This is a genomic window from Defluviimonas sp. SAOS-178_SWC, from assembly GCF_039830135.1.
GTDB lineage: Bacteria > Pseudomonadota > Alphaproteobacteria > Rhodobacterales > Rhodobacteraceae > Albidovulum.
The window spans coordinates 3,120,930-3,144,980 of sequence record NZ_CP156081.1 but is presented as its reverse complement, the minus strand read 5'-3'; the positions used below and the strand labels follow the sequence as shown (position 1 = coordinate 3,144,980).

19 protein-coding genes, 1 tRNA gene and 1 pseudogene are annotated in these 24,051 nt (G+C 67.1%); 16 read left to right on the top strand and 5 right to left on the bottom strand.

Features of this window, described 5'->3' with window-relative positions:
• Positions 1–72: 72 nt before the first annotated feature.
• The gene (metF, locus tag V5734_RS16220; RefSeq protein ID WP_347310672.1) at positions 73–939 is read right to left on the bottom strand and encodes a methylenetetrahydrofolate reductase [NAD(P)H]; all 867 of its coding nucleotides are present in this window, start codon (positions 937–939) and stop codon (positions 73–75) included.
• A gap of 107 nt (positions 940–1,046) precedes the next feature.
• Between metF and V5734_RS16215 the strand changes: the two genes are divergently transcribed.
• The 5 genes from V5734_RS16215 to V5734_RS16195 all read left to right on the top strand — a co-directional run bounded on the left by V5734_RS16215 (position 1,047) and on the right by V5734_RS16195 (position 6,907).
• The gene (locus tag V5734_RS16215; protein WP_347310671.1) at positions 1,047–1,952 is read left to right on the top strand and encodes a LysR family transcriptional regulator; all 906 of its coding nucleotides are present in this window, start codon (positions 1,047–1,049) and stop codon (positions 1,950–1,952) included.
• Positions 1,953–2,016: 64 nt separating this feature from the next.
• Entirely contained in the window at positions 2,017–3,429 is a 1,413-nt protein-coding gene (locus V5734_RS16210) for an MFS transporter (RefSeq protein WP_347310670.1), read from the top strand.
• A 266-nt stretch (positions 3,430–3,695) separates the two neighbouring features.
• Positions 3,696–5,216 (top strand): ABC-F family ATP-binding cassette domain-containing protein, encoded by a 1,521-nt coding sequence (locus V5734_RS16205; RefSeq protein ID WP_347310669.1) that lies wholly within the window; start codon positions 3,696–3,698, stop codon positions 5,214–5,216.
• 63 nt (positions 5,217–5,279) lie between these two features.
• Positions 5,280–6,056: a glycerophosphodiester phosphodiesterase gene (locus V5734_RS16200; RefSeq protein ID WP_347310668.1), complete on the top strand. Its 777-nt coding sequence runs from the start codon at positions 5,280–5,282 to the stop codon at positions 6,054–6,056.
• A 59-nt stretch (positions 6,057–6,115) separates the two neighbouring features.
• Positions 6,116–6,907 carry an inositol monophosphatase family protein gene (locus tag V5734_RS16195; protein WP_347310667.1) on the top strand — a complete coding sequence of 264 codons (792 nt, stop codon included), beginning with the start codon at positions 6,116–6,118 and terminating at the stop codon, positions 6,905–6,907.
• Between the two features lie 79 nt (positions 6,908–6,986).
• Here V5734_RS16195 and V5734_RS16190 read toward each other — a convergent pair whose 3' ends face one another.
• From V5734_RS16190 to putA, 3 genes are read right to left on the bottom strand one after another with little or no spacing between them, the layout of a single operon-like run.
• The gene (locus tag V5734_RS16190) at positions 6,987–7,370 is read right to left on the bottom strand and encodes a GFA family protein (RefSeq protein ID WP_347310666.1); all 384 of its coding nucleotides are present in this window, start codon (positions 7,368–7,370) and stop codon (positions 6,987–6,989) included.
• Position 7,371: 1 nt separating this feature from the next.
• Entirely contained in the window at positions 7,372–8,115 is a 744-nt protein-coding gene (locus V5734_RS16185) for a rhomboid family intramembrane serine protease (protein ID WP_347310665.1), read from the bottom strand.
• 31 nt (positions 8,116–8,146) lie between these two features.
• Positions 8,147–11,587: a bifunctional proline dehydrogenase/L-glutamate gamma-semialdehyde dehydrogenase PutA gene (putA, locus tag V5734_RS16180; RefSeq protein ID WP_347310664.1), complete on the bottom strand. Its 3,441-nt coding sequence runs from the start codon at positions 11,585–11,587 to the stop codon at positions 8,147–8,149.
• A 103-nt stretch (positions 11,588–11,690) separates the two neighbouring features.
• Between putA and V5734_RS16175 the strand changes: the two genes are divergently transcribed.
• Together V5734_RS16175 and V5734_RS16170 are read left to right on the top strand one after the other, a co-directional pair.
• Positions 11,691–12,155, top strand: coding sequence for an Lrp/AsnC family transcriptional regulator (locus tag V5734_RS16175; protein ID WP_347310663.1), 465 nt, complete (start codon positions 11,691–11,693; stop codon positions 12,153–12,155).
• 40 nt (positions 12,156–12,195) lie between these two features.
• A tRNA-Leu gene (locus V5734_RS16170) sits at positions 12,196–12,279 on the top strand.
• Positions 12,280–12,474: 195 nt separating this feature from the next.
• Here V5734_RS16170 and V5734_RS16165 read toward each other — a convergent pair.
• Positions 12,475–13,473, bottom strand: a complete 999-nt coding sequence (locus V5734_RS16165; RefSeq protein WP_347310662.1) for a right-handed parallel beta-helix repeat-containing protein — start codon at positions 13,471–13,473, stop codon at positions 12,475–12,477.
• A 192-nt stretch (positions 13,474–13,665) separates the two neighbouring features.
• Between V5734_RS16165 and V5734_RS16160 the strand changes: the two genes are divergently transcribed.
• The 9 genes and pseudogenes from V5734_RS16160 to V5734_RS16120 form a co-directional block, all read left to right on the top strand.
• The gene (locus V5734_RS16160) at positions 13,666–15,456 is read left to right on the top strand and encodes an ABC transporter transmembrane domain-containing protein (RefSeq protein WP_347310661.1); all 1,791 of its coding nucleotides are present in this window, start codon (positions 13,666–13,668) and stop codon (positions 15,454–15,456) included.
• Between the two features lie 170 nt (positions 15,457–15,626).
• Entirely contained in the window at positions 15,627–16,064 is a 438-nt protein-coding gene (lysM, locus tag V5734_RS16155; protein WP_347310660.1) for a peptidoglycan-binding protein LysM, read from the top strand.
• A gap of 153 nt (positions 16,065–16,217) precedes the next feature.
• Positions 16,218–18,113, top strand: a complete 1,896-nt coding sequence (locus V5734_RS16150; protein WP_347310659.1) for an acyl-CoA synthetase — start codon at positions 16,218–16,220, stop codon at positions 18,111–18,113.
• Positions 18,114–18,225: 112 nt separating this feature from the next.
• Positions 18,226–18,675, top strand: coding sequence for a thiol-disulfide oxidoreductase DCC family protein (locus V5734_RS16145; protein ID WP_347310658.1), 450 nt, complete (start codon positions 18,226–18,228; stop codon positions 18,673–18,675).
• The gene (locus V5734_RS16140; protein WP_347310657.1) at positions 18,672–20,351 is read left to right on the top strand and encodes a DUF4166 domain-containing protein; all 1,680 of its coding nucleotides are present in this window, start codon (positions 18,672–18,674) and stop codon (positions 20,349–20,351) included. Before V5734_RS16145 ends, V5734_RS16140 begins: the two co-directional genes overlap by 4 nt.
• Before the next feature lie 149 nt (positions 20,352–20,500).
• Positions 20,501–20,911: a TadE/TadG family type IV pilus assembly protein gene (locus V5734_RS16135; protein WP_347310656.1), complete on the top strand. Its 411-nt coding sequence runs from the start codon at positions 20,501–20,503 to the stop codon at positions 20,909–20,911.
• Positions 20,912–20,914: 3 nt separating this feature from the next.
• Entirely contained in the window at positions 20,915–22,276 is a 1,362-nt protein-coding gene (locus tag V5734_RS16130; protein WP_347310655.1) for a pilus assembly protein TadG-related protein, read from the top strand.
• A gap of 208 nt (positions 22,277–22,484) precedes the next feature.
• Positions 22,485–23,735 (top strand): sarcosine oxidase subunit beta family protein, encoded by a 1,251-nt coding sequence (locus tag V5734_RS16125; protein WP_347310654.1) that lies wholly within the window; start codon positions 22,485–22,487, stop codon positions 23,733–23,735.
• A 10-nt stretch (positions 23,736–23,745) separates the two neighbouring features.
• Positions 23,746–23,997, top strand: a pseudogene (locus V5734_RS16120) (sarcosine oxidase subunit delta); the annotation flags it as partial.
• Between the last annotated feature and the right edge of the window lie 54 nt (positions 23,998–24,051).

The following is a 24,051-nucleotide window of genomic DNA, read 5'->3' as shown; positions in this document are numbered from 1 at the left end:
GCATCGCGCCCGACGGGAAAAGCCGGCCCCGAACGATGGTCCGTTCAGGGCCGGAAGGCAAAACGACGCCGGTCAGGCGACATTCTGCAGGGAGACCTCGGGCACGATGCCGAGCGCGAAGCAGATGTCGCGGGTGAGGTGGGGGCGGTTCAGCGTGTAGAAATGCAGATCCTCGACCCCGCCGCGAAGAAGGTCGTCGCAAAGCTCGGTCGCGACGGCGGTTGCCAGAAGCTCCTCGCGCCCGTCGCGCACGGCGGCGGTGAAGGCGTCGTCGAGCCATTGCGGAATGCTCGTCCCGCAGCGCTCGGCGAAGCGCCGGGCGCCGGCCCAGGAGATCACGGGCAGGATGCCGGGGATGATCGGCGCGTCGATCCCGGCCGCCGCGCAGGCGTCGCGGAAGCGGAAGAAGGTCTCCGCCTCGAAGAAGAACTGGGTGATCGCGGAGGAGGCGCCGGCGTCGATCTTGCGCTTCAGCCAGGCGACGTTCGCGGCCATGTCGGCGGCGTCGGGGTGCGCCTCGGGGTAGGCGCCGACGCGGAGGGTGAAGTTCCCGGTCCCGGCCAAAGCCTCGATCAGTTCCACCGACGAGGCGAAGCCGTCCTCGTGGGCGGTGAACCGCTCCGTCCCTTTCGGCGCGTCGCCGCGCAGGGCGACGATCTCGGTCACGCCGGCCTCGGCATAGGTGCGGGCGATGTCCAGCGTCTCGTCCCGCGTCGCCTCGACGCAGGTGAGATGTGCCGCGACGTTGAGCCCGAAATTCGCGCCGATCGTCGTCACCGCGTCATGCGTGAGTTTGCGGGTGGTGCCGCCGGCCCCGTAGGTGACCGAGACGAAGGATGGTTTCAACGGCGCGAGGGTTTGCACCGTTTCCCACAGCCGGAAGGACGCATCGAGCGTCTGCGGCGGGAAGAATTCGAACGAGATGCGCGGAGCGGCCATGATGAAGGTCCTTCAATTTCCGATCCTCTTGTCTCACGGATTGGAACGTGAGACAAATTCATAATCCTCAAGATCAATATGAGGATGATTGCAAATCAGGGCTGACCGTGCATCTCGAACTCCGGCATCTCAAGACGATCAAGGCCATTCACGAGGCTGGCGGGCTGGCGCGCGCGGCCGAGACGCTGAACATCACCCAGTCGGCGCTGTCGCATCAGGTAAAGGGGCTGGAGGATCAGGCGGGGGTGGAGCTTTTCGTCCGCCGATCCAAGCCCTTGAAGCTCTCCGCCGCGGGGCAGCGGCTTTTGCGCGCGGCCGAGCGGATCCTGCCGGAGATCGCCGCCGTCACCGAGGAATTTCGCGCGTTGCGCGCCGGCAAGACCGGTCGGCTCCATATCGCCATCGAATGCCATGCCTGTTTCGACTGGCTCTTCCCGGTCCTCGACGCGTTCCGCCGCGCCTGGCCCGATGTCGATGTCGATATCCGTCCTGGCCTCGCGTTCGAGGCCTTGCCGGCGCTCGACCGCGAGGAGGTGGACCTTGTCGTTTCCTCCGATCCCGAAAAGCTGCCCGGCATCGTCTTCAACCCGCTGTTCGATTATGCGCCCACGCTCGTCGCGGCCGCTGACAGCCCGCTGGCCAGGAAGACCTATATCGAAGCCGAGGATCTGCGCGACCAGATCCTGATCACCTATCCGGTCGACCGCACGCGGCTTGATGTCTTCACCACGCTCCTCACGCCGGCGAAGGTGGAGCCCGAGGCGGTGCGGCAGGCGGAACTGACTGCGGTCATCCTGATGCTCGTCGCCTCGGGGCGTGGCGTCGCGGTCCTGCCCGACTGGGTGCTGCGGGAGGTGAAATATCGGCCCGACTACATCACGCGGCCGCTGACGAAGCACGGGATCACCAAGCGCATGTATGCCGCCACGCGCGAGGAGGATGCGACGCGACCTTACATGGCGCATTTCCTCAAGCTCGCGCGGATCGAACCGGTCAAGCTCCAGCGGTCCTGAGCGCTTGACCTCAACTTAGGTTGAGGCGGTAGCAGGGGATTCGGGGACACGCGGAGAGCGGCGGATGACGATGGTGACAGAGAGGGCGGAGACGGCGGGCTGGCGCGAGATTCTCGGCGCGCAGCATATCGCGCCCCTGATCCTCGTTTGCGTCGGGGTCTGGCTTCATGCCGCCGATGCCCTTCTGATCACGACGATGATGCCGGCGATCGTCGAGGGGATCGGCGGGGCGAAGCTCGTCGCGTGGAATTTCGCGCTGTACGAGGTCGGCTCGATCACGGCGGGGGCGGCGGCGGGCCTCGTGGCGTTGCGGAGCGGGCCGCGGCTGCCGATGGCGTTGGCGGCGGCGCTCTTCTCGGCAGGCTGCCTCGTGAGCGCCCTGGCGCCGTCGATGCCGGTTCTCCTTGCCGGCCGGGTGGCGCAGGGGCTGGGCGGCGGCGGGCTCGTCTCCTTGTCGTTTGTCTCGGTGCAGCGGCTCTTTCCGGGGCCGCTCATGCCGCGCGCGATGGCGGCGCTGTCGCTGGTCTGGGGGGCGTCGGCCTTCCTCGGCCCGCTCGCGGGCGGGGTCTTCGTGACCTATACGACGTGGCGCGTCGGGTTCCTGTTCTTCGGGCTTCAGGCGGCGATCCTCGCGCTCTGGATCGGGTTCGGGCTGCGCATCGCGGCGGCGCCGAGGGCGGAGAACGTGGCGCGGCTGCCGGCCACGCGGCTCGCGCTTCTCGCGGCGGCGATCGTGAGCGTGGCCTATGCCGGGATCGCACAGGCGCCCGCGGTCATGGCTTTGGCGCTGTGCGCCGGGCTCGGGGCGCTCGCGCTTTTTGCGCGGCGGGATGCGCGTAGCGGCGCGGACCGGCTTTGGCCGCGAGGTGCCCTCGATCCAAGGACGCCGGTCGGGGCCGGGCTGGTGATGGTGCTGGCGATGAACGTCGGCACGATGGGCCTTGCCACCTACGGCCCGCTTCTTCTGGACCTCATCCACGGGACCTCGGCGCTGGTGGCGGGCTATCTCGTCGCGGCGGTGTCCATCTCGTGGACGATCGCGGCCGTCGTCGTCGCCGGCGCGCCCGCGCGTCTTGACAGGGCGATGATCGGCGTCGGCATGACGATGGTGGCGGCGAGCGTCGCGCTGTCGGTCTACGCCGTGCCGCAGGGGCCTCTGGCACTGATCGCCCTTTGCACCCTGCTGGAAGGGTTCGGCTATGGCATGGCCTGGACCTTCATCCTGCGCCGGGCGAACACGCTGGCCGAGCCGGACGATGTCGACCGGCTTTCGGCGGCGCTGCCGACCATCGCGCGGCTCGGCTATGCGCTCGGCGCCGCCGTGATGGGGATCCTCGCCAACCGGGCGGGGTTCGGCGCCGGTTCCACCCCCGACGAGGCGATCCATGTGGCGCGGGTGATCTTCGCCGGCAGCCTGCCCATCGTCGGGCTCGGCGTCTTTGCCATGATCCGCTTCGTGACCGCACGTGGCAGGTGAGGGGCCTTCCGGGCTTGATCGAACGGGCCGTACGGGACATGATGCGGCAGACCAGCCGACGAGGGGAGGGCCGCGATGACATCGACGAGGCGGCATCTGACCTATGGCCCTGTTCCGGCCCCGCATGACGGCGTGCGGGGCGGATCGGACGAAAGCTGACCTGATCTGCCCTGATGGGCGGTGCGGGCCCCGACGGGCGCACCGTCCGAATTGAGACCGAGACCGCGTGGCCTTGCCCCGGTCCGGAACTGGCAGAGAAAACCGATATGTCGATCCTATCCCTCAAGGACCTTGGCGTGACCCTCGGGGCGCCGCTTTTCACCGACCTTTCCTTGACCGTCCATCCCGGCGACCGCATCGGTCTTGTCGCTGCCAACGGGCGCGGCAAGTCCACGCTTCTGCGGGTGCTTGCGGGCGAGGCCGATCCGACCGAAGGCCAGATCACGAGGGCGCGCGGGCTGAAGGTCGGGCATCTGATGCAGGAGGCGCCGGAGGCGCTGCTGCCACTGTCGCTTTACGCTGCCGTGCTGGACGCCCTCAGCGCCGATCAGGCAGAGACCGAAAGCTGGCGCGTCGATATCGTGCTCGACGATCTTGCCATCCCGGCGGAGCTGCGCGACCGGCCTATCGCCGCGCTGTCGGGCGGCTGGCGGCGGATGACGTTGCTGGCGCGGGTCTGGGTGGCGGAGCCGGACCTGATGCTGATGGACGAGCCGACCAACCATCTCGATCTTGGCCGCATCGGCTTTCTTGAACGCTGGATCGCGGGGTTGCCGCGCGGATTCCCCTTGGTGATCGCCAGCCATGACCGCGCCTTCCTCGACCGGGTGACGACCCGCACGCTCTTCCTGCGCGAGACGGCAAGCCGCGATTTCGCGCTGCCCTACAGTCGGGCACGAGCGGCGCTTGACGAGGTGGACGCGGCGGATGCGCGGCGGTTCGACAACGATCTTCGCGCCGCCGCGCAGCTGCGGCGGCAGGCGGCGAAGCTGAAGAACATCGGCATCAATTCGGGCAGCGATCTTCTGGTGACGAAGACCAAGCAACTGACCGAGCGCGCCGAGCGGATCGAGACCGCCGCCCGGCCGGGATACCGGGAACGCTCGGCGGGCGAGATCCGGCTTGAGGGCAGCGGCAGTCATGCCCGTGCCCTGGTGACGCTGGAGGATGCGGAGGTCGCGGCACTGGACGGTCGTGCACTGTTCCGCACCGGGCGGAAATGGATCGGGCCGGGCGAGCGGATCGTGATTCTTGGGCCGAACGGGGTGGGAAAGACACGTCTGCTGGAGGCGGTGGCGGCCGCCATTGCGGCGGGCGGGGGCGTGGGGATCAAGGTCTCGCCCACCGTGGTGCCGGGCTATTCCGACCAGGGTCTGAGCCAGGTCGCGGGCGGGGAGACGCCGCACGAGGCGGTGACCCGGCGCTTCGATATCGGCGATCAGGCGGCGCGGGGGATGCTCGCCGGTGCGGGGATCGGCATCGACCTGCAATCGCGCCCCTCCGCCCGGCTGTCGGGGGGCCAGCGGGCGCGGCTTGCGATGCTGATCCTCAGGCTAACGCGGCCCAATCTCTATCTTCTCGACGAGCCGACCAACCATCTCGATATAGAGGGACAGGAGGCGCTGGAAGCGGAACTCCTTGCGGGTGAGACGAGCGCGCTTCTCGTCTCGCATGACCGGGCCTTCGTGCGGGCGGTCGGCAACCGCTTCTGGCGGATCGACGGCAGGCGGCTCATCGAGGAGGAGGGGCCGGAAGAGTTCTTCCGCGCTGCCTTGGAGGCCCCTTAGCGCCGGACTTGCCAGAGGCGGCGGGCGGGCGGCACACTCAGAAAAGCTGAGGAGGCCCTGATCATGGCAGGCGACATCGGCAAGCTTCATCCGTTCCTCGACCATCCGCGCCCCATCGCCTTCGCCCACCGCGGCGGATCGCTGGAGGCGGAGGAAAACACGATGGATGCCTTCGCCCATGCCGTCGGCCTTGGCTATTCGCATGTCGAGACCGACGTACAGGCGACGCGCGACCGGGTGGCGGTGATCTTCCACGACGACACGCTCGAGCGGATGACTGGGGAGGACGTGCGGGTGGACGCGCTGAGCTGGGAGGAACTGACGGCGCGGCGGACGAGGGGCGGGGCGGCGATCCCCCGCCTCGACGAAATGCTTGGGGCTTGGTCTAGCCTTTTCGTGAACCTCGAGGCCAAGGCCGACGCCGCCGTGGCACCGATGGCCGAGGCGATCCGGCGGGCGGATGCGCTGGACCGGATCTGCGTCGGCAGTTTCGAGGCGAAGCGCACGGCGGAACTTCGCGCGCGTCTCGGGCCCGGCCTCTGCTGGTCGCCCTCCCATGCCGGGGTCCTGGGGCTCCGGCTGCGCGGCTGGGGGGTGCCGTCCGCGCGGCCCTCGTTTCCGGCGGTTCAGGTGCCGGTCTCCTACAAGGGTATCCCGCTCGTCACCCGCCGCTTCGTCCGCGCCGCCCATGCGCTGGGCGTGCAGGTCCATGTCTGGACGGTCGACGAGGAGGCGGAGATGGAGCATCTGCTCGACCTTGGCGTCGACGGGCTGATGAGCGACCGGCCGACGCGTCTGCGCGAGGTGATCGCGCGGCGGAGCAGGGTGCAGGCTGAATAGCTCTTCACATCGCCGCCCCGCTTGCGTAGAACCGCGCCCTGATCCCCGGAGACGAGACCATGCAAGGCAGCGCCAACCTCAACCTGATGATCAAGGCCGCGCGCAAGGCGGGCCGCAGCCTCGTGAAGGACTTCCGCGAGGTCGAGAACCTTCAGGTTTCGGTCAAGGGGGCCGGCGACTTTGTCAGCCGCGCCGACATCGCGGCCGAAAAGATCATCCGCGACGAGCTGATGGGCGCCCGCCCGACCTATGGCTGGCTTGGCGAGGAATCCGGCGGCGCGGACGGGGCGGACCCGACCCGGCGCTGGATCGTCGACCCCTTGGACGGGACCACGAACTTCCTGCACGGATTGCCGCACTGGGCCGTGTCCATCGCGCTTGAGCACAAGGGTGAGATCGTCGCGGGTGTCATTTTCGACCCGGCGAAGGACGAGATGTTCGTCGCCGAAAAGGGCGCGGGCGCCTGGATGAACGAGACCCGCATCCGGGTCTCCGGCCGGCGGGCGATGTCGGAGGCGGTCTTTGCCACCGGCGTGCCGTTCGGCACGAAGAAAACCCTGCCCGCGACGCTGAAGGACCTCGCGCGGCTCATGCCGGCCTGTGCCGGCGTGCGGCGCTGGGGCGCGGCTGCGCTCGATCTCGCCTATGTGGCGGCGGGCCGTTACGACGGGTTCTGGGAGCGCGAATTGTCGCCCTGGGACATTGCGGCGGGGCTTGTTCTCGTCCGCGAGGCCGGAGGTTTCGTCGCGGCCGTGCGCGAGGGGCGCGAGATCTTCGACACCGGCGCGGTCATCGCGGCGAATGGCGAGATCTTCGCGCAGTTTGCCGGCGTGTTGCGCGAGCCGGCCTGAGGATCGGGGGGCTGTCTGCCCCCTCGCCCCGGATTGAATCCGGGGCTCACCCCCGAGGATATTTCCGGCAAGATGAAGGTCAGGTCCGGTCGGACGGGTGGTTGATGCCGTCGGTCCATGCGACCGGGCCGAGGTCGCGGGGATTGACGCCGTCGAGGCAGGCGACGTTGACGCCGTATTCGTTCGGATTCGAGCGGCGCCGGTGGTGGGTATAGATGCCGCAGGTCTTGCAGAAGTAGTGCTGCGCCGTGCCGGTGTTGAACGTGTAGAGGGTGAGGTTGTCCGCGCCTTTCACGATCCGAACGCCGTCGAGCGGTGCGGAGACCGCTATGGCGCCCCGTCTTGCACAGAAGGAACAATCGCAGCGCCGCGCGGTGGCGAGGCCGTCGGTCAGCGTGACGTCGAGTTCGACGGCGCCGCAATGGCAGGTGGCTCGGTGGGGCGATGTGAGTTCGGGCAGCATGTCAGCGTCTCCGTCGGCGGATCACAGGGATGGTCGAGCGGGAATATTCGGCGCCGGGATGCGGCGGGTGGCCGGCGGTGCGCTGCCAGTAGGTGCCGGCGCCGCGTTTCAGCCAGGCCGGCACGGTGAACGCGATCCCGGCGAGAAACCCGCCGGCATGCGCCCAGTAGGCCACCCCGCCGCCATCGGTCGGCGTCGAGAGGCCGGAGAAGATCTGCATGCCGAACCAGAGGCCGAGCAAGATCCAGGCGGGAATCGTGAAGACCCGGAAGAAGATCACGAAGATCAGGAGGATGTCGACCTTCGCCCTCGGGAAGAGAAGAAGGTAGCCGCCCATCACCCCGCCGATGGCGCCCGAGGCGCCGACGGTCGGGATCGCAGAGCCGGGATCGGCGGCGATATGGGCGAGCGCGGCGGCGGTTCCGGAGGCGAGGTAGAAGACGAGAAAGCCGAGATGACCGAGCTGGTCTTCGAGATTGTCGCCGAAGATCCACAGGAAGAGCATGTTGCCGCCGAGGTGCAGGAGCCCGGCATGGAGGAACATCGACGTGAAGATGCCGTGCCATTCGCCGCCCTGCGTCACCACGACCGGGATCATTGCCCAGTCTCGCCAGAAGCCGAGCATCGCGCGTTCGCTGCCGGTGTAGGGCAGTTGCAGGAGGAACGCCGCGATATTCGCGGCGATCAGCGCATAGACCACGAAAGGCGTGCGTTGGGACGGGTTGTGATCGCGCAAGGGAAACATGGCGCGACGGTCGCCCGTCCGGTCCGTTCCGTCAAGCGGAACCCGCCTCGGCCAGAAGGGCCGCGTTGCCGCCCGAGGCGGTGGTGTCGACGCAGACATGGCGTTCCTGCGCGGCATGGCCCCGATCGGGCATCGCGGTGATCAAGGGCAGGATCGGCCCGGCGCGGCGGGAAAGGGCCTGAGCATGGCTCCGCGCCGTTTCCGGGTCGCCCCAGTAGAGGACGCCGGCGAAGCCAGTCAGCGTTTCGAGCGCCCCGGGGTCGAGCGTGCCGGCCACCGCGACTGCCTGACCGCCGAGGGCATGGAGCGCCTCGGCCTGCGCTTCGGTCGCCTCGGGGCCGGGGCCGAGACAGAGGAAGGGCGCGCGGGCCACGAGGGTCAGGCGGTTCGACTCGCCGGTCGGGCCGGGCAGGTCGGTCTGGCTGAGGACACCGGGCCGCGGGGCGGCGTTCAGCGCCGCCTGCACCTTCAGCGGGTCGGCGCTGCCATTGGCCGTGCCCGCGGCCGTTGCCGGGTCGGGCGCGGTGAAGCGGTGAAGGTAGTCCGGGCCGCCGGCCTTCGGGCCGGTCCCCGAGAGCCCCTCGCCGCCGAAGGGCTGGGAGCCGACGACCGCGCCGATCTGGTTACGATTGACGTAGATGTTGCCGACATGGAGGGCCTCGGTCACTTCCTGCACGCGGTTGTCGATCCGCGTGTGAAGTCCGAAGGTCAGCCCGTAACCCGTTGCATTGATGTCGTCGATCACCTTCGGCAGGTCCTCGGCCGCGAAGGTCGCGATGTGGAGGACGGGTCCGAAGATCTCTTGCTTCATCTCGGTGATGCCCTTCACGCGCAGGACCGTGGGCGCGATGAAATGCCCGGATTTCGGGGTCGAGAGCTGGCGGAGGAGGCGGCCTTCCTTGCGGGCCTTCTCGATATGGGCGCGGATGCCACCTTCGGCTTCGGCGTCGATCACCGGGCCGGTATCCGTGGGCAGATGCCAGGGGTCGCCGACCGTCAGTTCCTCCATTGCGCCGAAGAGCATGTCGGTAAAGTGCGCGGCGATATCGTCCTGCACGTAGAGGCAGCGGAGTGCCGAGCAGCGCTGGCCGGCCGACTGGAAGGAGGAGGCGACGATGTCGCGCACGGCCTGTTCGGGAAGGGCCGTACTGTCCACGATCATCGCGTTCAGCCCGCCGGTCTCGGCGATCAGGGGCGCGCCGGGGGCGAGGTGCTCGGCCATCGCGCGGCGGATCATCAGCGCCGTCTCGGTCGAGCCGGTGAAGCAGACGCCGTCGACGCGCGGATCGGAAGTGAGGCGGGCGCCGACCGTGGCGCCGTCACCGGGCAGGAGTTGCAGGGCCGAGGCCGGGACACCGGCCTTGTGGAGAAGCGCCACGGCATGGGCGGCGATGAGCGGGGTCTGTTCCGCCGGTTTCGCCAAGACCGCATTGCCGGCGGCGAGCGCTGCGGCGATCTGGCCGGTGAAGATGGCGAGGGGGAAGTTCCAGGGGCTGATGCAGGCGAAGGTGCCGAGGGCCGGGTGCTGAAGCTCCAGTCCGCGCGCCGCGTAGTAGCGCAGGAAATCCACCGCCTCGCGCAGTTCGGCGACGGCATCGGGCAGCGTCTTGCCGGCCTCGCGCGCCAGGAGCGCGAAGATGGGCCCGTAGTTTTCCTCGTAGAGATCGGCGGCGCGGTTGAGGATCGCGGCGCGCTCGGCGGCGGTCGCCTTCCACGGTTTGGCGGCGGCAAGCGCGCCGTCGACATCCTCTTTCGTCGCGTCGGTGACGCGGCCGACAAGCTGGCCGGTGGCCGGGTTCAGCACCCGTTTCGGATTCGCGCCAGCGACCTTGCAGGCGAGGATCGGCTGGGCGGCGAATTCGGTCTTGCCGTGGGGATCGCGCGCGGCGTCGATGCGGGCGAGGGTTTCGGCATCGGTCAGGTCGAACCCGACCGAGTTGCGCCGTTCGGGCGCGAAGAGGTCCGGGCCCTTGCGGATCGCACGATTCGTCAGCCCGGGCAGCATCGCTTCGACGGCGGTCAGCGGGCAGGCAGCGACCTCTTCGGGCGCCACGTCCTCGTCCACGATCTGGTTGACGAAGGAGGAGTTGGCGCCGTTTTCCAGAAGGCGCCGGACGAGATAGGCGAGCAGGTCGCGGTGGGCGCCCACGGGCGCGTAGATCCGGCAGCGGGTCTTGTCGCGCTTCAGCACGATGTCGTGGAGCCGTTCGCCCATTCCGTGCAGGCGCTGGAATTCGAAGGGCTTGCCGGTGCCCATGTCGAGGATCGCGGCGACGGTATGGGCGTTGTGGGTGGCGAATTGCGGATAGATGCGGTCGGTCATGCCGAGGAGCTTCTTCGCGTTGGCGATATAGCTCACATCGGTCGCTTCCTTGCGGGTGAAGACCGGGAAGTCGTCGAGGCCCATGACCTGCGCGCGCTTGATCTCGGCATCCCAGTAGGCGCCTTTCACCAGCCGCACCATGATCTTGCGGTCGAGCTTCTCGGAGAGCGCGTGGAGCCAGTCGAGCACCGCGCCGGCGCGGCGGCCATAGGCCTGCACGACGACGCCGAAGCCGTCCCACCCGGCGAGATCCTCGTCCGAGAGTACCGCCTCGATCACCTTCAGCGACAGGGCCAGCCGGTCGGCCTCCTCCGCGTCGATGTTGAAGCCCATCCGCGCCTGCGCGGCCTGCAGGGCCAGCTTGCGGACGACCGGCACCAGTTCGGCCATCACGCGCGCTTCCTGCGAGACTTCGTAGCGGGGATGCAGCGCCGAGAGCTTGACTGAGATGCCTGGATTGTCGCGGATGTCGTCGCTGACGGCGGCGTTCGCGATCGCGGCGATGGCCTTGGAGTAGGCGACGGCATAGCGCTCGGCATCCTCGGCGGTCTTCGCAGCCTCGCCGAGCATGTCGTAGGAATAGCTATATCCCTGCGCCTCCATCTTCGCGGCGCGTTCCATCGCGGCGTTGATGGTTTCGCCAAGGACGAACTGCCGGCCCATCTCCTTCATCGCCTGGCGGACGGCGCGGCGGATGACCGGCTCTCCGAGGCGCTTCACCGCGCCGCGCAGGTGCCCGACGATGCCAGGTTCCTTCTCCTCCAGCACCTTGCCGGTCAGCATCAAGGCCCAGGTGGAGGCATTGACGAGCGAGGAGGCGGAGTGGCCAAGATGCCGGCCCCAGTCCGAGGGCGCGATCTTGTCCTCGATCAGCGCATCCATCGTGTCCGCGTCCGGCACACGCAGCAGCGCCTCGGCAAGGCACATGAGTGAAATGCCCTCTTCGGTCGAAAGTCCGTATTCTGCGAGGAAGACCTCCATCAGCCCCGGCCGCACATCGGCGCGGATCTGTTTGACGAGCGACGCACCCTCGGCCGAGATCCGTGCCCGGTCGGTGCCGTCGAGGCCCGCGGCGCCGATCAGGCGTTCGAGAAGCGGGGCTTCCGGCTGAAGCGTGCCGGTCGCGATAGCGTGCCAGAGATCGTGCATTCGGTCCTCCATCAGATGCGACCATGATATCGCTTGCGCGTTAGGCTATTTTCCCAAATAATCATAAATCAAAGTCGAAATGACCAAATTTGAGCATATTATTATGCAAAATGGACCAGTGGAAGCCGACCGATACGACGCCGCGATTCTGCGCGCCCTGTCGGAGGACGGCCGGATGTCCGTCACCGAGTTGGCCCGCCGCATCGGGCTGACCAAGACGCCGACCCAGGCGCGGGTGAAGCGGCTGGAGGAGACCGGCGTCATCGCCGGCTACCGCGCCGTCCTCAATCCGATCCGCATGGGGCTCGCGCATGTGGCCTATGTCGAGGTGCGGCTCTCGGACACGCGGGAGGCGGCGCTCCAGGCCTTCAACAAGGCCGTGCGCGGGATGCCGGAGATCGAGGAATGCCACATGATGGCGGCCGGGTTCGACTATCTGATGAAGGTCAGGACCAGCGATATCGGCGATTACCGCCGGGTGCTGGGCGAGCGGATTTCGACCCTGCCGCATGTCGCCTCGACCTCGACCTACGTGGCGATGGAGGCGGTGAAGGAAACCGGCCTCTGAGCTTGCCGCCACCGCCGGTTGCGCTATGGTCGGCCGGCCTGCCCGCGTGGTGAAATGGTAGACACAGGGGACTTAAAATCCCTAGGCTTCGGCCGTGCCGGTTCAAGTCCGGCCGCGGGCACCAGAAAACGCTTACGCTGCATCGGACCATGGCGGGCGTGTCGGAGCATGCGATATTCAGCCCGCGTCAGGGTTGCCTTCGGGCAGCCTGGATGGGTTCGCGGGCGATGTGGCGCAGGTCTCCTAACTCAGGGCAATACCCTGGAAGCGGGTGCCGGACGGGCGGGGGGCGGAGTGAATTCGCCGACGCGCCGCTCACTCAGTAGCGCGCGGAGTAATCCGGTTTGCGGTTGCCGCGCTGCACGACGTTGCGGTCGAGCCTGAACTGCTCCGCCTCGTTGTTTTCCACCACCATCCGGCCGCTGCAATTGCCGAGCGAGATCCAGGGATGCCGGCCATTCGGGCCGTTCGAATTACGGACGCGATTGCCCACGACCTCGACATCGCGGACCCTGTGCAGCCGGATTCCGTTCGCGGCCGAGGTTTCGACCACGTTGTCGCGCACGACGACGTTCGCATAGGGCCCGTTATGCAGGCTGATCCCTTGCATCTTCGCGCGCAGCGGATTGTCGGGCCGGACCGTCCATTCCAGGAACACGTTGTCCTTGATGACAAGGCCGTTCAGCAGTTCCTTGACCTTGAAGGCCTGGAACCCGTCGGAATGGTTGTTGTCAATCTGCATCGCATCGGTCACGCGGTTGCCGATCACGACGCAGTTGTCGTCCGTCACCCTGAGCCCGTCGCCGGAGAAGCCGAAGACGAGATTACCGAAGATCTCGGAGCTGCGCCCGCTGACCCCGTAGCCGAAATAAACGCCGATCGCGGCTGAATTGCGGATCACGCTGCGCTCTCCTCTGAGCAGCACGGCACCAATCTTGGCGGCGTCCCAGTCGGCCGGGCTCCAGCGCGCGTGGTTGTCGCTGTCGGCCCGCCCGCGGAACAGGCAGTCGCTGATCTCGATGCCCGTCGAGTTTGGATAGGCGGTGACAAGATACGGTTTGTTCCGGCCTTTCGGCACGGGCGAGAGGGGCCAGAACGACAGGCTCTCGAAGCTGAGATTGGCGCAGCCTTGCAGAAGCAGGCTTTCGAAATGCGCGGCGCCGGGCTTGGCCGCGCGGATCGTCACCGAGGTCTCGGGCTGGTAGCCGCCGAGCGTGACCGCACCGAAGGCGCCGTTCAACTCGATAATGTCGCGGGGGGCGGCCTTGCGCAGGGCGGCCTGCAGGTCGCGGGCATTTTCAGCCGAATGCGTTGCCACGAAAATTCCTCACTAAATCAACGCGCCGCTCCGGAGGGCGCCGAGGGCAATACTAGCGTCGGGACGACCGATTTCGCAATCGCCGCGTCCGGTTGCCGCCGGGCGGGCGGCGATCCGCCCGGCCTGCGACCTTCCCGCCGCTTGCCCCGGCGCGCCCGGGGGCCTAAACCGCTTGGAACCGGAGGGGATGGCATGGCGCGACGACAGGACACGACAAGCGAAGACCGCGCGGCATCGAAGCGGGTGGGGGCCCTTGCGGGCCTCGCGCCGTTCATCGCGCCCTACCGCACTTTGGTGATCCTCGCCGGGATGGCGCTGACCCTCACCGCCTCGATCTCGCTGATCCTGCCGGTGGCGGTGCGCCGCGTCATCGACGGGTTCAGCGCGGGCGCGGAGCTGCTCGACAGTTACTTCGCCGGGGCGATGGCCATTGCCGCGCTCCTCGCCCTTGGCACCGGCGCGCGCTACTACCTCGTGACGCGGCTTGGCGAACGGGTCGTGGCCGACATCCGCAAGGCGGTCTTCGACCGCGTGATCGGGATGAGCCCGGCCTTCTACGAAAAGCTCATGACCGGCGAGGTGGTGAGCCGCATCACCACCGACACGACGCTGATCCTCTCGGTGATCGGCTCCTCGGTCTCGGTGGCGCTCAGGAACCTCTTGATCCTGATCGGCGGCATCCTCCTGATGCTCCTGACCTCGGCGAAGCTCACGGGCCTCGTCCTTCTCATCGTGCCGGCGGTGATCGTGCCGATCATCACGCAAGGCCGCCGGCTCCGCCGCCTCAGCCGCGAGAACCAGGACTGGATCGCCGCCTCTTCCGGCTCCGCCGCCGAGGCGCTGGGCGCGGTCCAGACCGTGCAGGCCTTCACGCATGAGACCGAGGCGCGCGCCGATTTCGGCCGCGTGACCGAGGAAAGCTTCCGCTCCGCCAAGGCCCGCATCCGCACCCGTGCGGTGATGACGGTGATCGTCATTTTCCTGGTCTTCGCCGGTGTCGTCGGCGTCCTCTGGATCGGTGCCCGGGACGTGCGTACGGGCACGATGAGCCCGGGCGAGCTGGTGCAGTTCGTGATCTACGCGGTGATGGCCGCGGGGTCGGTCGCGGCGCTGTCCGAGATCTGGGGCGAATTGCAGCGCGCGGCGGGGGCGACCGAACGGTTGGTCGAGCTTCTGAACGCCACCGACAGCGTCAACGACCCGGCGAAGCCCGTCGCCCTGCCGCGCCCCGCGAAAGGCGAAATCGCCTTCGAAGCTGTCACCTTCCACTATCCATCCCGCCCCGACCAGTCCGCGCTGGAAGGCGTCGATCTGCATGTCCGGCCGGGCGAGACGGTGGCACTTGTAGGCCCGTCGGGGGCGGGCAAGACCACGGTGATCCAGCTTCTCCTGCGCTTCTACGACCCCGACATGGGCCGCGTCACCATCGACGGCGTGGCGCTGCCCGACATGGCGCGCTCCGACTTCCGCCGCGCCGTGGCGCTGGTGCCGCAGGATCCGGTGATCTTCGCCGCCTCGGCGCGCGAGAACATCCGCTACGGCCGGCCCGAGGCGTCCGATGCCGAGGTCGAGGCCGCCGCCCGCGCCGCCGCCGCACATGACTTCATCGCCGCGCTGCCCGAAGGGTATGACAGCTATCTCGGCGAACGCGGCGTGATGCTTTCGGGCGGGCAGAAACAGCGGATCGCCATTGCCCGCGCGATCCTGCGCGACGCGCCGGTTCTTCTTCTCGACGAGGCGACCTCCGCGCTCGACGCCGAAAGCGAACGCGCGGTGCAGCACGCGGTCGAGGCGCTGGCCAAGGGCCGCACGACGCTGATCGTCGCGCATCGCCTTGCCACGGTGAAGAAGGCCGATCGCATCGTCGTCTTCGATCAGGGGCGGATCGTCGCCACCGGCACCCATGACAAGCTGGTGGCGGAAGACGGGCTCTATGCCCGCCTCGCGCGGCTCCAGTTCACGGAAGGCATGGCGGCCGAATAACGCGACCGTCCGCCGGCATCGCCGGGTCATCCTCTGCTGGTCTCCGGACCTTGGGCCAATCCCGGGTCGGGGCGGTTGCCATTTGTCTCGCAAACTCGAATAGTGGCAGTGCCGCGTCGGCTTGTCGGAGTCCGTGGCGGAGTGAAACCGGTAAATGAGTGGAGGCGACCATGGGCGTTTGGAGTTTCGTGAAGGACGCGGGAAAGAAGCTCTTCGGCGGCGGCGCGGCCGAGGCGGCCGAGGTGCAGGAAGAGGCGCTGAAGAAGGAGATCAAGGATCTCGGTCTCGACGCGAGCGGCCTCGGCATCAAGGTCGAGGGTGACAAGGTCAAGGTCTCTGGCGCCGCCGTCAGCCCCGAGATGAAGGAAAAGGTCATCCTTGCGGTCGGCAATGTCGATGGCGTGGCCGAGGTCGAGACCAGCCACGACGACGATACGAAGGGCGCGGTCTTCCACACCGTCGTCAAGGGTGACACGCTGTCGGCCATCGCCAAGAAGACGCTCGGCAATGCCAATCGCTACCCGGAGATCTTCGAGGCCAACAAGCCGATGCTGAAACATCCCGACAAGATCTATCCCGGCCAGGTTCTGCGCATTCCGCCGAAGTGAGGCGCGTACCGTCCGCCGCCCCGCGCGGGGCGGCCAATTTGACGCGGCGTCCCGGCCGGCCGGACCGAGCGTCACTCTTGCCCTGACCTGGCTTTGCCCCCATCCTCCCCCTATCGACAGGGCCCGGGGGAGCGGGTCAGGGGAGGAGAGTAAATGGGGAAGTTTTCCGGCATTGCCGATCGCGACGCGATCGAAAGGGAAATGCCGTATGAAAAGCGCGACTTGCCGGTCACGCTGTACCAGTTCCTGAGCCGCACCCGCGATGCGCACGGGCCGCGCAACGCGATCAGCTTCCAGCTTCTTTCCGACCCCGGCGCCAAGGCCGAGACCTTGACCTGGAACGGCCTTCACGGCCGCATCACCCAGGCGGCGAACCTGTTCCGCAGCCTCGGTATCGGCGAGACGGACGTCGTCGCCTATCTCCTGCCGAATGCGAACGAGACCGCCGTGACGCTCCTCGGCGGCGCCGTCGCCGGCATCGTCAACCCGATCAACCCGCTTCTGGAGCCCGAACAGATCGCCGCCATCCTGCGCGAGACGAAGGCGAAGGTGCTGGTCACGCTCAGGGCCTTCCCGAAGACCGACGTCCCGCAAAAGGCCGCCGCCGCGCTGAAGCTGGCACCCGATGTGCACACGGTGCTGGAGGTCGATCTCAGCCGCTACCTCACGCCGCCGAAAAGCTGGATCGTGCCGCTGATCCGGCCGAAGAACCCGGTGGAGCACAAGGCGACCGTCAAGGATTTCAACGCCGAATGCGCACGCCAGCCCGGCGACAGCCTGACTTTTGCCGACAGCGCGGGCGACCGGGTCGCGGCCTATTTCCACACCGGCGGCACGACCGGCATGCCGAAGGTGGCCCAGCACAAGTATTCCGGCATGATCTACAACGGCTGGCTGGGCGGCTCGCTGCTCTTCACCGAAAAGGACGTGCTGATCTGCCCGCTGCCGCTCTTTCACGTGCTGGCATCCTATCCGGTGCTCATGTCCTGCATCGCGAGCGGGGCGCATATCGTCCTGCCGACGCCGGCGGGCTATCGCGGCGACGGGGTGTTCGACAATTTCTGGAAGCTCATCGAGCGCTGGGGCGTCACGTTCCTCATCACCGTGCCGACCGCGATCGCGGTACTGATGCAGCGCCCCGTGAACGCCGATGTCTCCAGTCTGAAATCCGCGATTTCGGGGTCCGCGCCCTTGCCCATCGAACTCTTCAAGCGCTTCGAGGCGGCGACGGGGGTGCAGATCCTCGAGGGCTACGGGTTGACCGAGGCGACCTGCCTCGTCTCGCTCAATCCCCCGGACGGCGAGAAGAAGATCGGGTCGGTCGGCGTCCCGCTGCCCTATACCGAGGTGCGCATCCTGCATGTCGATGGCGGCGCCAATGTCATCAAGGAATGCGGCACCGACGAGGTCGGCGAGATCTGCATTTCCAACCCCGGCGTCTTCGAGGGATCGACCTACACCGAGGTCGACAAGAACCGCACCCTCTTCACCGAAGGGCGCTACCTGCGTACCGGCGATCTCGGCCGGATCGACGCGGACGGCTATCTCTGGATCACCGGCCGCGCCAAGGACCTGATCATTCGCGGCGGGCACAATATCGACCCGGCCGAGATCGAGGAGGCGCTGATGGCGCATCCCGCCATCGCCTTCGTCGGCGCGATCGGCCAGCCGGATGCCCTCGCGGGCGAACTGCCTTGCGCCTATGTGGAGCTTGTCGCCGGTTCCGAGGTCACGCCCGAGGAATTGATGGACTTCGCACGTGAACATATCCAGGAACGCGCGGCGGTGCCGAAGTATATCGAGGTTCTCTCCGAATTGCCGAAGACGGCGGTCGGCAAGATCTTCAAGCCGGATCTGCGGAAGCGCGCGATCCAGCGCATCTACGACGCTGTCCTCGCCGAGGCAGGCTTTGCGGTTCGTGTCCGCGAAGTGACCGAGGACAAGAAGCGCGGTCTTGTCGCGCGGCTGGAGCGGACCGGCGCAGTGGACGAGGAGGCGCTGAGGCACAAACTCGGTGAATACACGCGGCCCTGGGACTGGGCGGACTGATCCGCACGGGAACGCCCTGTTCCACCGTCGGGCCGGCCCCTTGTGCAGTCGGGTCGCCTCGACAATCGGTTTGTCCGGCGGCAGAGTTCCGCCGCACGACCGGAGCCCCGCAATGCGCGCCGCCTACAGTTACAGAAACGACCCGGCGGTGCCGGAGTTCGACGATGCCGCGCCGGTGGCGTTCATGGATGGCGACTGCGCGCTCTGCAGCTTCGGCGCCCGCATGATCGACCGGATCGACCGGAGGGGCGATATCCGCATCTGCCCGGTCGCGACCCCGCTCGGTCAGGCGATCCTCATGCATTACGGCCTCAGGCCCGACGATCCCGAAAGCTGGCTGTTCCTCGAAGGTGGACGGGCGTGGCGTGATTTCGATGCGATGGCTCGGGTCGGTCTGCGGTCCGGCGGATGGGCGCGGGGGCTTGGCCTTCTTCTCCTCATCCCGCGCCCCTTGCGGGACTGGCTTTATGCGCGGATCGCCCGCAACCGGTATCGGATGTTCGGCCGGGCGGATCTTTGCGCGCTTGCCTCGCCCCGGCTTCGTGCGCGGCTCATGAGATGAAAGTGGTCGTTCTTGGCGGCACCGGGGTTTTCGGCAGCCGTCTCGCGGAGCTGCTGGTTCGCGATGGCCAAGACGTGACGATCGCCGCCCGCGACCTGAAGCGCGCCGAAGCCTTGGCCCGCCGTCTCGGCGCCCGTGCCATCAGGGTCGATCTCGGGTCCGACCTCGCGCCGCTCTGGGCAGAGGCGCCTGACGCGGTCGTTGACGCCGCCGGCCCGTTCCATGCCTATGGCGCCGATCCGTGGCGGCTCCCGCGTGCCTGCATCGCGCGGGGGATCAACTACCTCGACCTTGCCGACGAGGCGGAATTCTGCGCCGGCATCGCGACGCTCGACGGCGCGGCGAAGGCCGCCGGGACCTTCGCGCTTTCAGGCGTCTCCTCGGTGCCCGCGCTCTCCTCCGCGGCCGTTGACGCGCTCGCGAAGGGCATGGACCGTCTCGAAGAGATCGACACGGCGATCCTGCCCGGCAACCGGGCCCCGCGCGGGCGTTCCGTGGTCGGTGCGATCCTCGCCCGGACCGGAACGCCGTTCCGGCTCTGGCAGGGGGCGGCGTGGGAGGAGCGGCGCGGCTGGAGCGACCCGCGCGCCTATCGTCTTGGCCCCGGCCTCCATCGGCGCGGCTACCTGATCGAGGTGCCCGATACCCGGCTTTTCCCGGCCCGTTTCGGTGCGCATTCGGTGAGTTTTCGTGCTGGGCTTGAGCTTCCGGTCATGAATGCCGGGCTCGCTCTGCTCTCCCGCCTCAGGGCCGCAACCGGCATCGCGGTCGGGCCGCGGATCGTCGCGCTGACGCGGGGGATGGCGCTGATGCTCTGGCCGTTCGGTTCGGCGCAGGGCGGCATGGTCGTGCGCGTCATCGGGCGAAAAGACGGTGGTCTCATCCGCGCCGAATGGCGTCTTCTGGCCGAGGCGGGCGCGGGGCCCTATGTTCCGGCCATTGCCGCCCGCGCGATCCTGCGCGCCGCTTCCCGCATCCCTTCCGGCGCCGGACCGGCCCTGACGATGCTGCCGCTTGCGGAATTCGAGGCGGCGATGGCCGATCTGAGCATCGGCTTTTCCCGCGACAACCACCCGGTCCAGCCGCTCTTTCCCGCCCATCTTGGAGTCGCATTCAAGGAACTGCCCGGCGCGGTGCGGCGGAGCCACGACTGGGCCGGGTGCTTCCGCCTTGACGGCCGCGCCACGGTCACGCGCGGACGCGGGCTCGCTGCCCGGCTCGTCGCCGCGATCTTCCGCTTTCCGCCGGAAGGGGCGGACGTCCCGGTTCGCGTCACCAAGCGCGCCGCTCCCGATGGCGAGATCTGGGAACGCGACTTCGGCGGGCGGATATTCCGTTCGTACCTCGCACGACGACGCGGCGCGATCACCGAACGCTTCGACCCGTTCACCTTCGTTATTGGTCTCACGGTCCGGGATGGCGCGCTGCACTTTCCGGTCGCCGGTGGGTGGCTCGGCCCGTTGCCCCTGCCGCGTGTCCTTATGCCCGTGAGCATCGCGACCGAAACGGAAGATGAGGGAGGGTTCCGGTTCGACGTCGAACTGCGCGCGCCGCTCGGTCTGGGTCTGATTGTGCGTTATCGCGGCCGAATCAACCCAAGGGAGAATTCGTCACGATTCGGGATTGATGACGAAAAATTAGCCAATCCGGCGGATTCCTCGCGCCAGAACCCCTGAAATCAAGCTTTTTTAAGGAATTCTTTCGCGGTTCCGCCCGATCAAGGGGGCTGTTGCCGCATTTTCGCCTCATTTGCCGGGCTCATTGTTTCGTGGGGGCGCTGTGGCAGGCCGGATCAACCGGCCGCTGTTAACGGGAAACGGTAACCATGCGCTGCCTTCACTTCCATTTCGGTCGTCTCTTTCGCTTTGGCCGCGCCGAGGACGGGGCCGCTACGGTCGAAGCTGTTCTCTGGCTTCCCATGTATGTGATGCTCATCGCGCTTCTCGCGGATGTGTCGATGATGTTCCACGGCCAGTCGCGGCTCTTGCGGATCGCGCAGGACGCGAACCGCAACATGTCGATCGGACGGCTCACCTCGACCACCGAGACGGAGAACTTCGTCCTCGCCCGCGCCAATGAACTCAGCCCCCATTCGCTGGCCGCGACGAGCCTGACCGCCGGCATGATCACGACGACCGTGAGCGTGCCGCTGGTCGATCTCGACCTCTTCGGTGTCGCAGGCATCTTTTCCGGCGCGCGGATGACGGTGCGCGCAGAACATCTTATGGAGAACTGAGGGATGGCGCTTCGTCTCGCATCCGCCGCGGCCCGGTTTCTTACCCGCGAAGAGGGAGGCATCACCGCCCTCAGCCTGCAGATCTTCATGACCGCTCTGGTGCTCGGGGGGCTCGCGGTCGATTTCGGCAACGGCATTGCCTCCAAGAATCAGCTTCAGGTCGCCGCGGATTCGGCCGCGCATGCCGCGCTCTACACGCGAGAATTGCATTCCGCGGATCAGGCGAGAACCGCCGCCCTGCAGATCGCGGCCCTCAACATGCCCGGCGGCAAATACGGGACGGTGCTGAAGCCGGAGGACATCAGCTTTGGCCACTGGGACAAGGACAAGCAGCTTTTCACCGTCGATCCCGGATCGCGCGATGCCGTTCTCGTCTCCACAAAACGCTATGCGAGCGGCGGCAACGGTGTCACGACCTACATGCTCGGCCTGGTCGGACGGAATACCTGGGATGTGCAGTCGGGTTCGGTCTTCGAAACCTACTATCCGACCTGCTTCAAGGAAGGTTTCGTCGCGCAGGAGCCGGTGGAGATTCAGTCGAACGATTATTTCACCTCGGGCTTCTGCATCCATTCGCAGGCCTATGTCATCGCCAGCTCCGGCAACACGTTCGAGCCGGGCGTGGTCGTGTCGATGCCCGACCGGCGCGACATTCAACTTCCCAACTCGGGTTTCACCAGCAATACCGGACTCTCGGCGGCCTTGCGCGACGGTTCCTACAAGCTGCGGATTCTCAACCGCGTCAACGATATCATCCGTGGGATCGAGACCACTCCGTTCGACCCGCAGATCGGAATCATGGCCCCCGGCTCGCAATACTACAGGTCCTACATCACCAACGCCTCGCCGATCACGATCAAGGCGCAAGGTGCGACCTCGCTCGATCCGACCAAGTTCAAGACCGGGCGAATCCACGAGATGGACTGCAAGAACGACCAGAGCCACAAGCAGTTAGGCTCGGGATTCGTCCTCCGGAACATGGTGCTGATCACGGATTGCCGCCTGCAATTCGCGTCGGGCGCGGTCATCGAGGATTCCGTGATCATCACCAAGAACACCGACGGGAAGTCGTTTTATGCCTCGTCCGACATCGTCATTGGCAAGGACGACAACTGCGCCACGGGCGGCGACGTGCAGATGGTGACGCTTGGCGGGGTGGATTTCGCGGCGAAGACAAACATTTTCGGCAGCCAGATCATTGCCGTGGGTGATATCGCGCTGACGGCGAATGCCGACGGCATCGAGGGGGTCGCAATCGTTTCCGGCGGCAAGCTCGACGTGACCTCGAACGGGGTCTTCGGCTTCTGCGATGGCGCCGGGATGAACAACAATTACGCCGCGGCCTACTTCCGCCTCGCGCGCTGAGACTTCCCGCCCGGCCGCTCCGCAGGCCGGGTCATTCCCTCGTCGCTCTGCGACGACCTGCCCGGCCGGCTCATGCGAACCGGTCGGGCTTTTTTCCCTCATGGGCCGGGGAGCGACGTCCTTTGTCGCGGAATGGCGGGGAAAACGCTGTCAGGCATTGAAATCTCGCGCTGGGGCCGGTTCACTGAGACGGGCAGGGAGGCATGTCATGCGCTATTCAGGGCTCAGGGTCATCGGCGAGGGGCTTTTCGGCAACAAGGGCTGGCAGCCTGCCTGGCGAGACCCCGATCCGAAAGCGGAATACGACTACGTCATCATCGGCGGTGGCGGTCACGGGCTTTCGACCGCCTACTACCTCGCGAAGAACCACGGCATCACCAATGTAGCGGTACTGGAGAAGGGTTACCTCGGCGGCGGCAATGTCGGGCGCAACACGACAATCGTGCGCGCCAACTACTTCCTGCCCGGCAACCAGGAGTTCTATTCCCATTCTCTGAAGCTCTGGGAGGGGCTGGAGGCGGAGCTCAACTACAACGTCATGCATTCGCAGCGCGGCCTCATCAACCTCTTCCATTCCGACGGCCAGCGCGATGCCTTCGCCCGGCGCGGCAATGCGATGATCAACCAGGGCGACGACGCGGAGCTTCTCGACCGCGAGGGCGTGCGGCGCTATCTGCCCTATCTCGATTTCGAGCAGACGCGGTTCCCGATCTATGGCGGGCTATTGCACCGGCGCGGCGGCACGGCGCGCCACGATGCCGTCGCCTGGGGCTATGCGCGGGGCGCCGATCAGCGCGGCGTCGACCTGATCCAGAACTGCGAGGTGACCGGGATCGACATCGAGGACGGGCGCGTACGCGGCGTTCAGACCACGCGGGGCGCGATCAGGGCGAAGAAGATCGGCATCATCGTTGCCGGACGCTCGGGCCAGGTGGCCGCGATGGCGGGAATCCGGTTGCCGGTGGAGAGCCACGTCCTTCAGGCCTTTGTGACCGAGGGGCTGAAACCGATCATCGACCACGTCGTCAGCTTCGGGATGGGGCATTTCTACATCTCGCAGTCCGACAAGGGGGGCCTCGTCTTCGGCGGCGATCTCGATTTCTACAGCTCCTACGCCGCACGGGGCAATCTGCCGATGGTCGAGCATGTGATGGAGGCGGGGATGACACTGATGCCGATGATCGGCAAGGCCAAGGTCCTGCGGTCCTGGGGCGGGATCATGGACATGACGCCCGACGGCTCTCCGATCATCGACAGGACCGATGTCGGCGGGCTCTATATCGATTGCGGCTGGAACTACGGCGGCTTCAAGGCCGTGCCGGCCTCGGGCTGGTGCATGGCGCACCTGATGGCGACCGGCGAGAGCCACGAGGTCGCCCGCCACTTCCGCCTGAACCGTTTCGCGACCGGCCATCTTCTCGACGAGGAAGGCACGGGGTCGCAGCACAACCTGCATTGAGGGGAGAGAGATGCGCATCATTTGTCCCCTCTGCGGAACCCGCGACCGGCGCGAATTCACCTATTACGGCGATGCCATCTATGCCGACCGGCCGGGCGAGGATGCAGCACCGGAGGCGTGGGACGCCTACCTGCACCTGCGCAACAATCCGGCCGGGGAGACGCGCGATCTCTGGTATCACGAGATGGGCTGTTCGGCCTGGATCGAAGTCACGCGCGATACCGTGACGCATGCGGTGCTGTCCACCCGTCTGGTGGCCGAGCGTGGCAAGGGCGGACCCTCCGGGGGGGATATTTCCGGCAAGGTGAAGCCGGCG

What these genes read in the sequence shown, in the direction of transcription:
- V5734_RS16200 (WP_347310668.1), top strand. Translation starts at nt 5,280, where the DNA reads ATGGCAGGCGACATCGGCAAGCTTCATCCGTTCCTCGACCATCCGCGC.
- V5734_RS16135 (WP_347310656.1), top strand. Translation starts at nt 20,501, where the DNA reads ATGCGCTGCCTTCACTTCCATTTCGGTCGTCTCTTTCGCTTTGGCCGC.
- V5734_RS16145 (WP_347310658.1), top strand. Translation starts at nt 18,226, where the DNA reads ATGCGCGCCGCCTACAGTTACAGAAACGACCCGGCGGTGCCGGAGTTC.
- V5734_RS16130 (WP_347310655.1), top strand. Translation starts at nt 20,915, where the DNA reads ATGGCGCTTCGTCTCGCATCCGCCGCGGCCCGGTTTCTTACCCGCGAA.
- V5734_RS16185 (WP_347310665.1), bottom strand. Translation starts at nt 8,115, where the DNA reads ATGTTTCCCTTGCGCGATCACAACCCGTCCCAACGCACGCCTTTCGTG.
- V5734_RS16140 (WP_347310657.1), top strand. Translation starts at nt 18,672, where the DNA reads ATGAAAGTGGTCGTTCTTGGCGGCACCGGGGTTTTCGGCAGCCGTCTC.
- lysM (WP_347310660.1), top strand. Translation starts at nt 15,627, where the DNA reads ATGGGCGTTTGGAGTTTCGTGAAGGACGCGGGAAAGAAGCTCTTCGGC.
- V5734_RS16205 (WP_347310669.1), top strand. Translation starts at nt 3,696, where the DNA reads ATGTCGATCCTATCCCTCAAGGACCTTGGCGTGACCCTCGGGGCGCCG.
- metF (WP_347310672.1), bottom strand. Translation starts at nt 939, where the DNA reads ATGGCCGCTCCGCGCATCTCGTTCGAATTCTTCCCGCCGCAGACGCTC.
- V5734_RS16160 (WP_347310661.1), top strand. Translation starts at nt 13,666, where the DNA reads ATGGCGCGACGACAGGACACGACAAGCGAAGACCGCGCGGCATCGAAG.
- V5734_RS16195 (WP_347310667.1), top strand. Translation starts at nt 6,116, where the DNA reads ATGCAAGGCAGCGCCAACCTCAACCTGATGATCAAGGCCGCGCGCAAG.
- V5734_RS16175 (WP_347310663.1), top strand. Translation starts at nt 11,691, where the DNA reads ATGCAAAATGGACCAGTGGAAGCCGACCGATACGACGCCGCGATTCTG.
- putA (WP_347310664.1), bottom strand. Translation starts at nt 11,587, where the DNA reads ATGCACGATCTCTGGCACGCTATCGCGACCGGCACGCTTCAGCCGGAA.
- V5734_RS16190 (WP_347310666.1), bottom strand. Translation starts at nt 7,370, where the DNA reads ATGCTGCCCGAACTCACATCGCCCCACCGAGCCACCTGCCATTGCGGC.
- V5734_RS16150 (WP_347310659.1), top strand. Translation starts at nt 16,218, where the DNA reads ATGGGGAAGTTTTCCGGCATTGCCGATCGCGACGCGATCGAAAGGGAA.
- V5734_RS16210 (WP_347310670.1), top strand. Translation starts at nt 2,017, where the DNA reads ATGACGATGGTGACAGAGAGGGCGGAGACGGCGGGCTGGCGCGAGATT.
- V5734_RS16125 (WP_347310654.1), top strand. Translation starts at nt 22,485, where the DNA reads ATGCGCTATTCAGGGCTCAGGGTCATCGGCGAGGGGCTTTTCGGCAAC.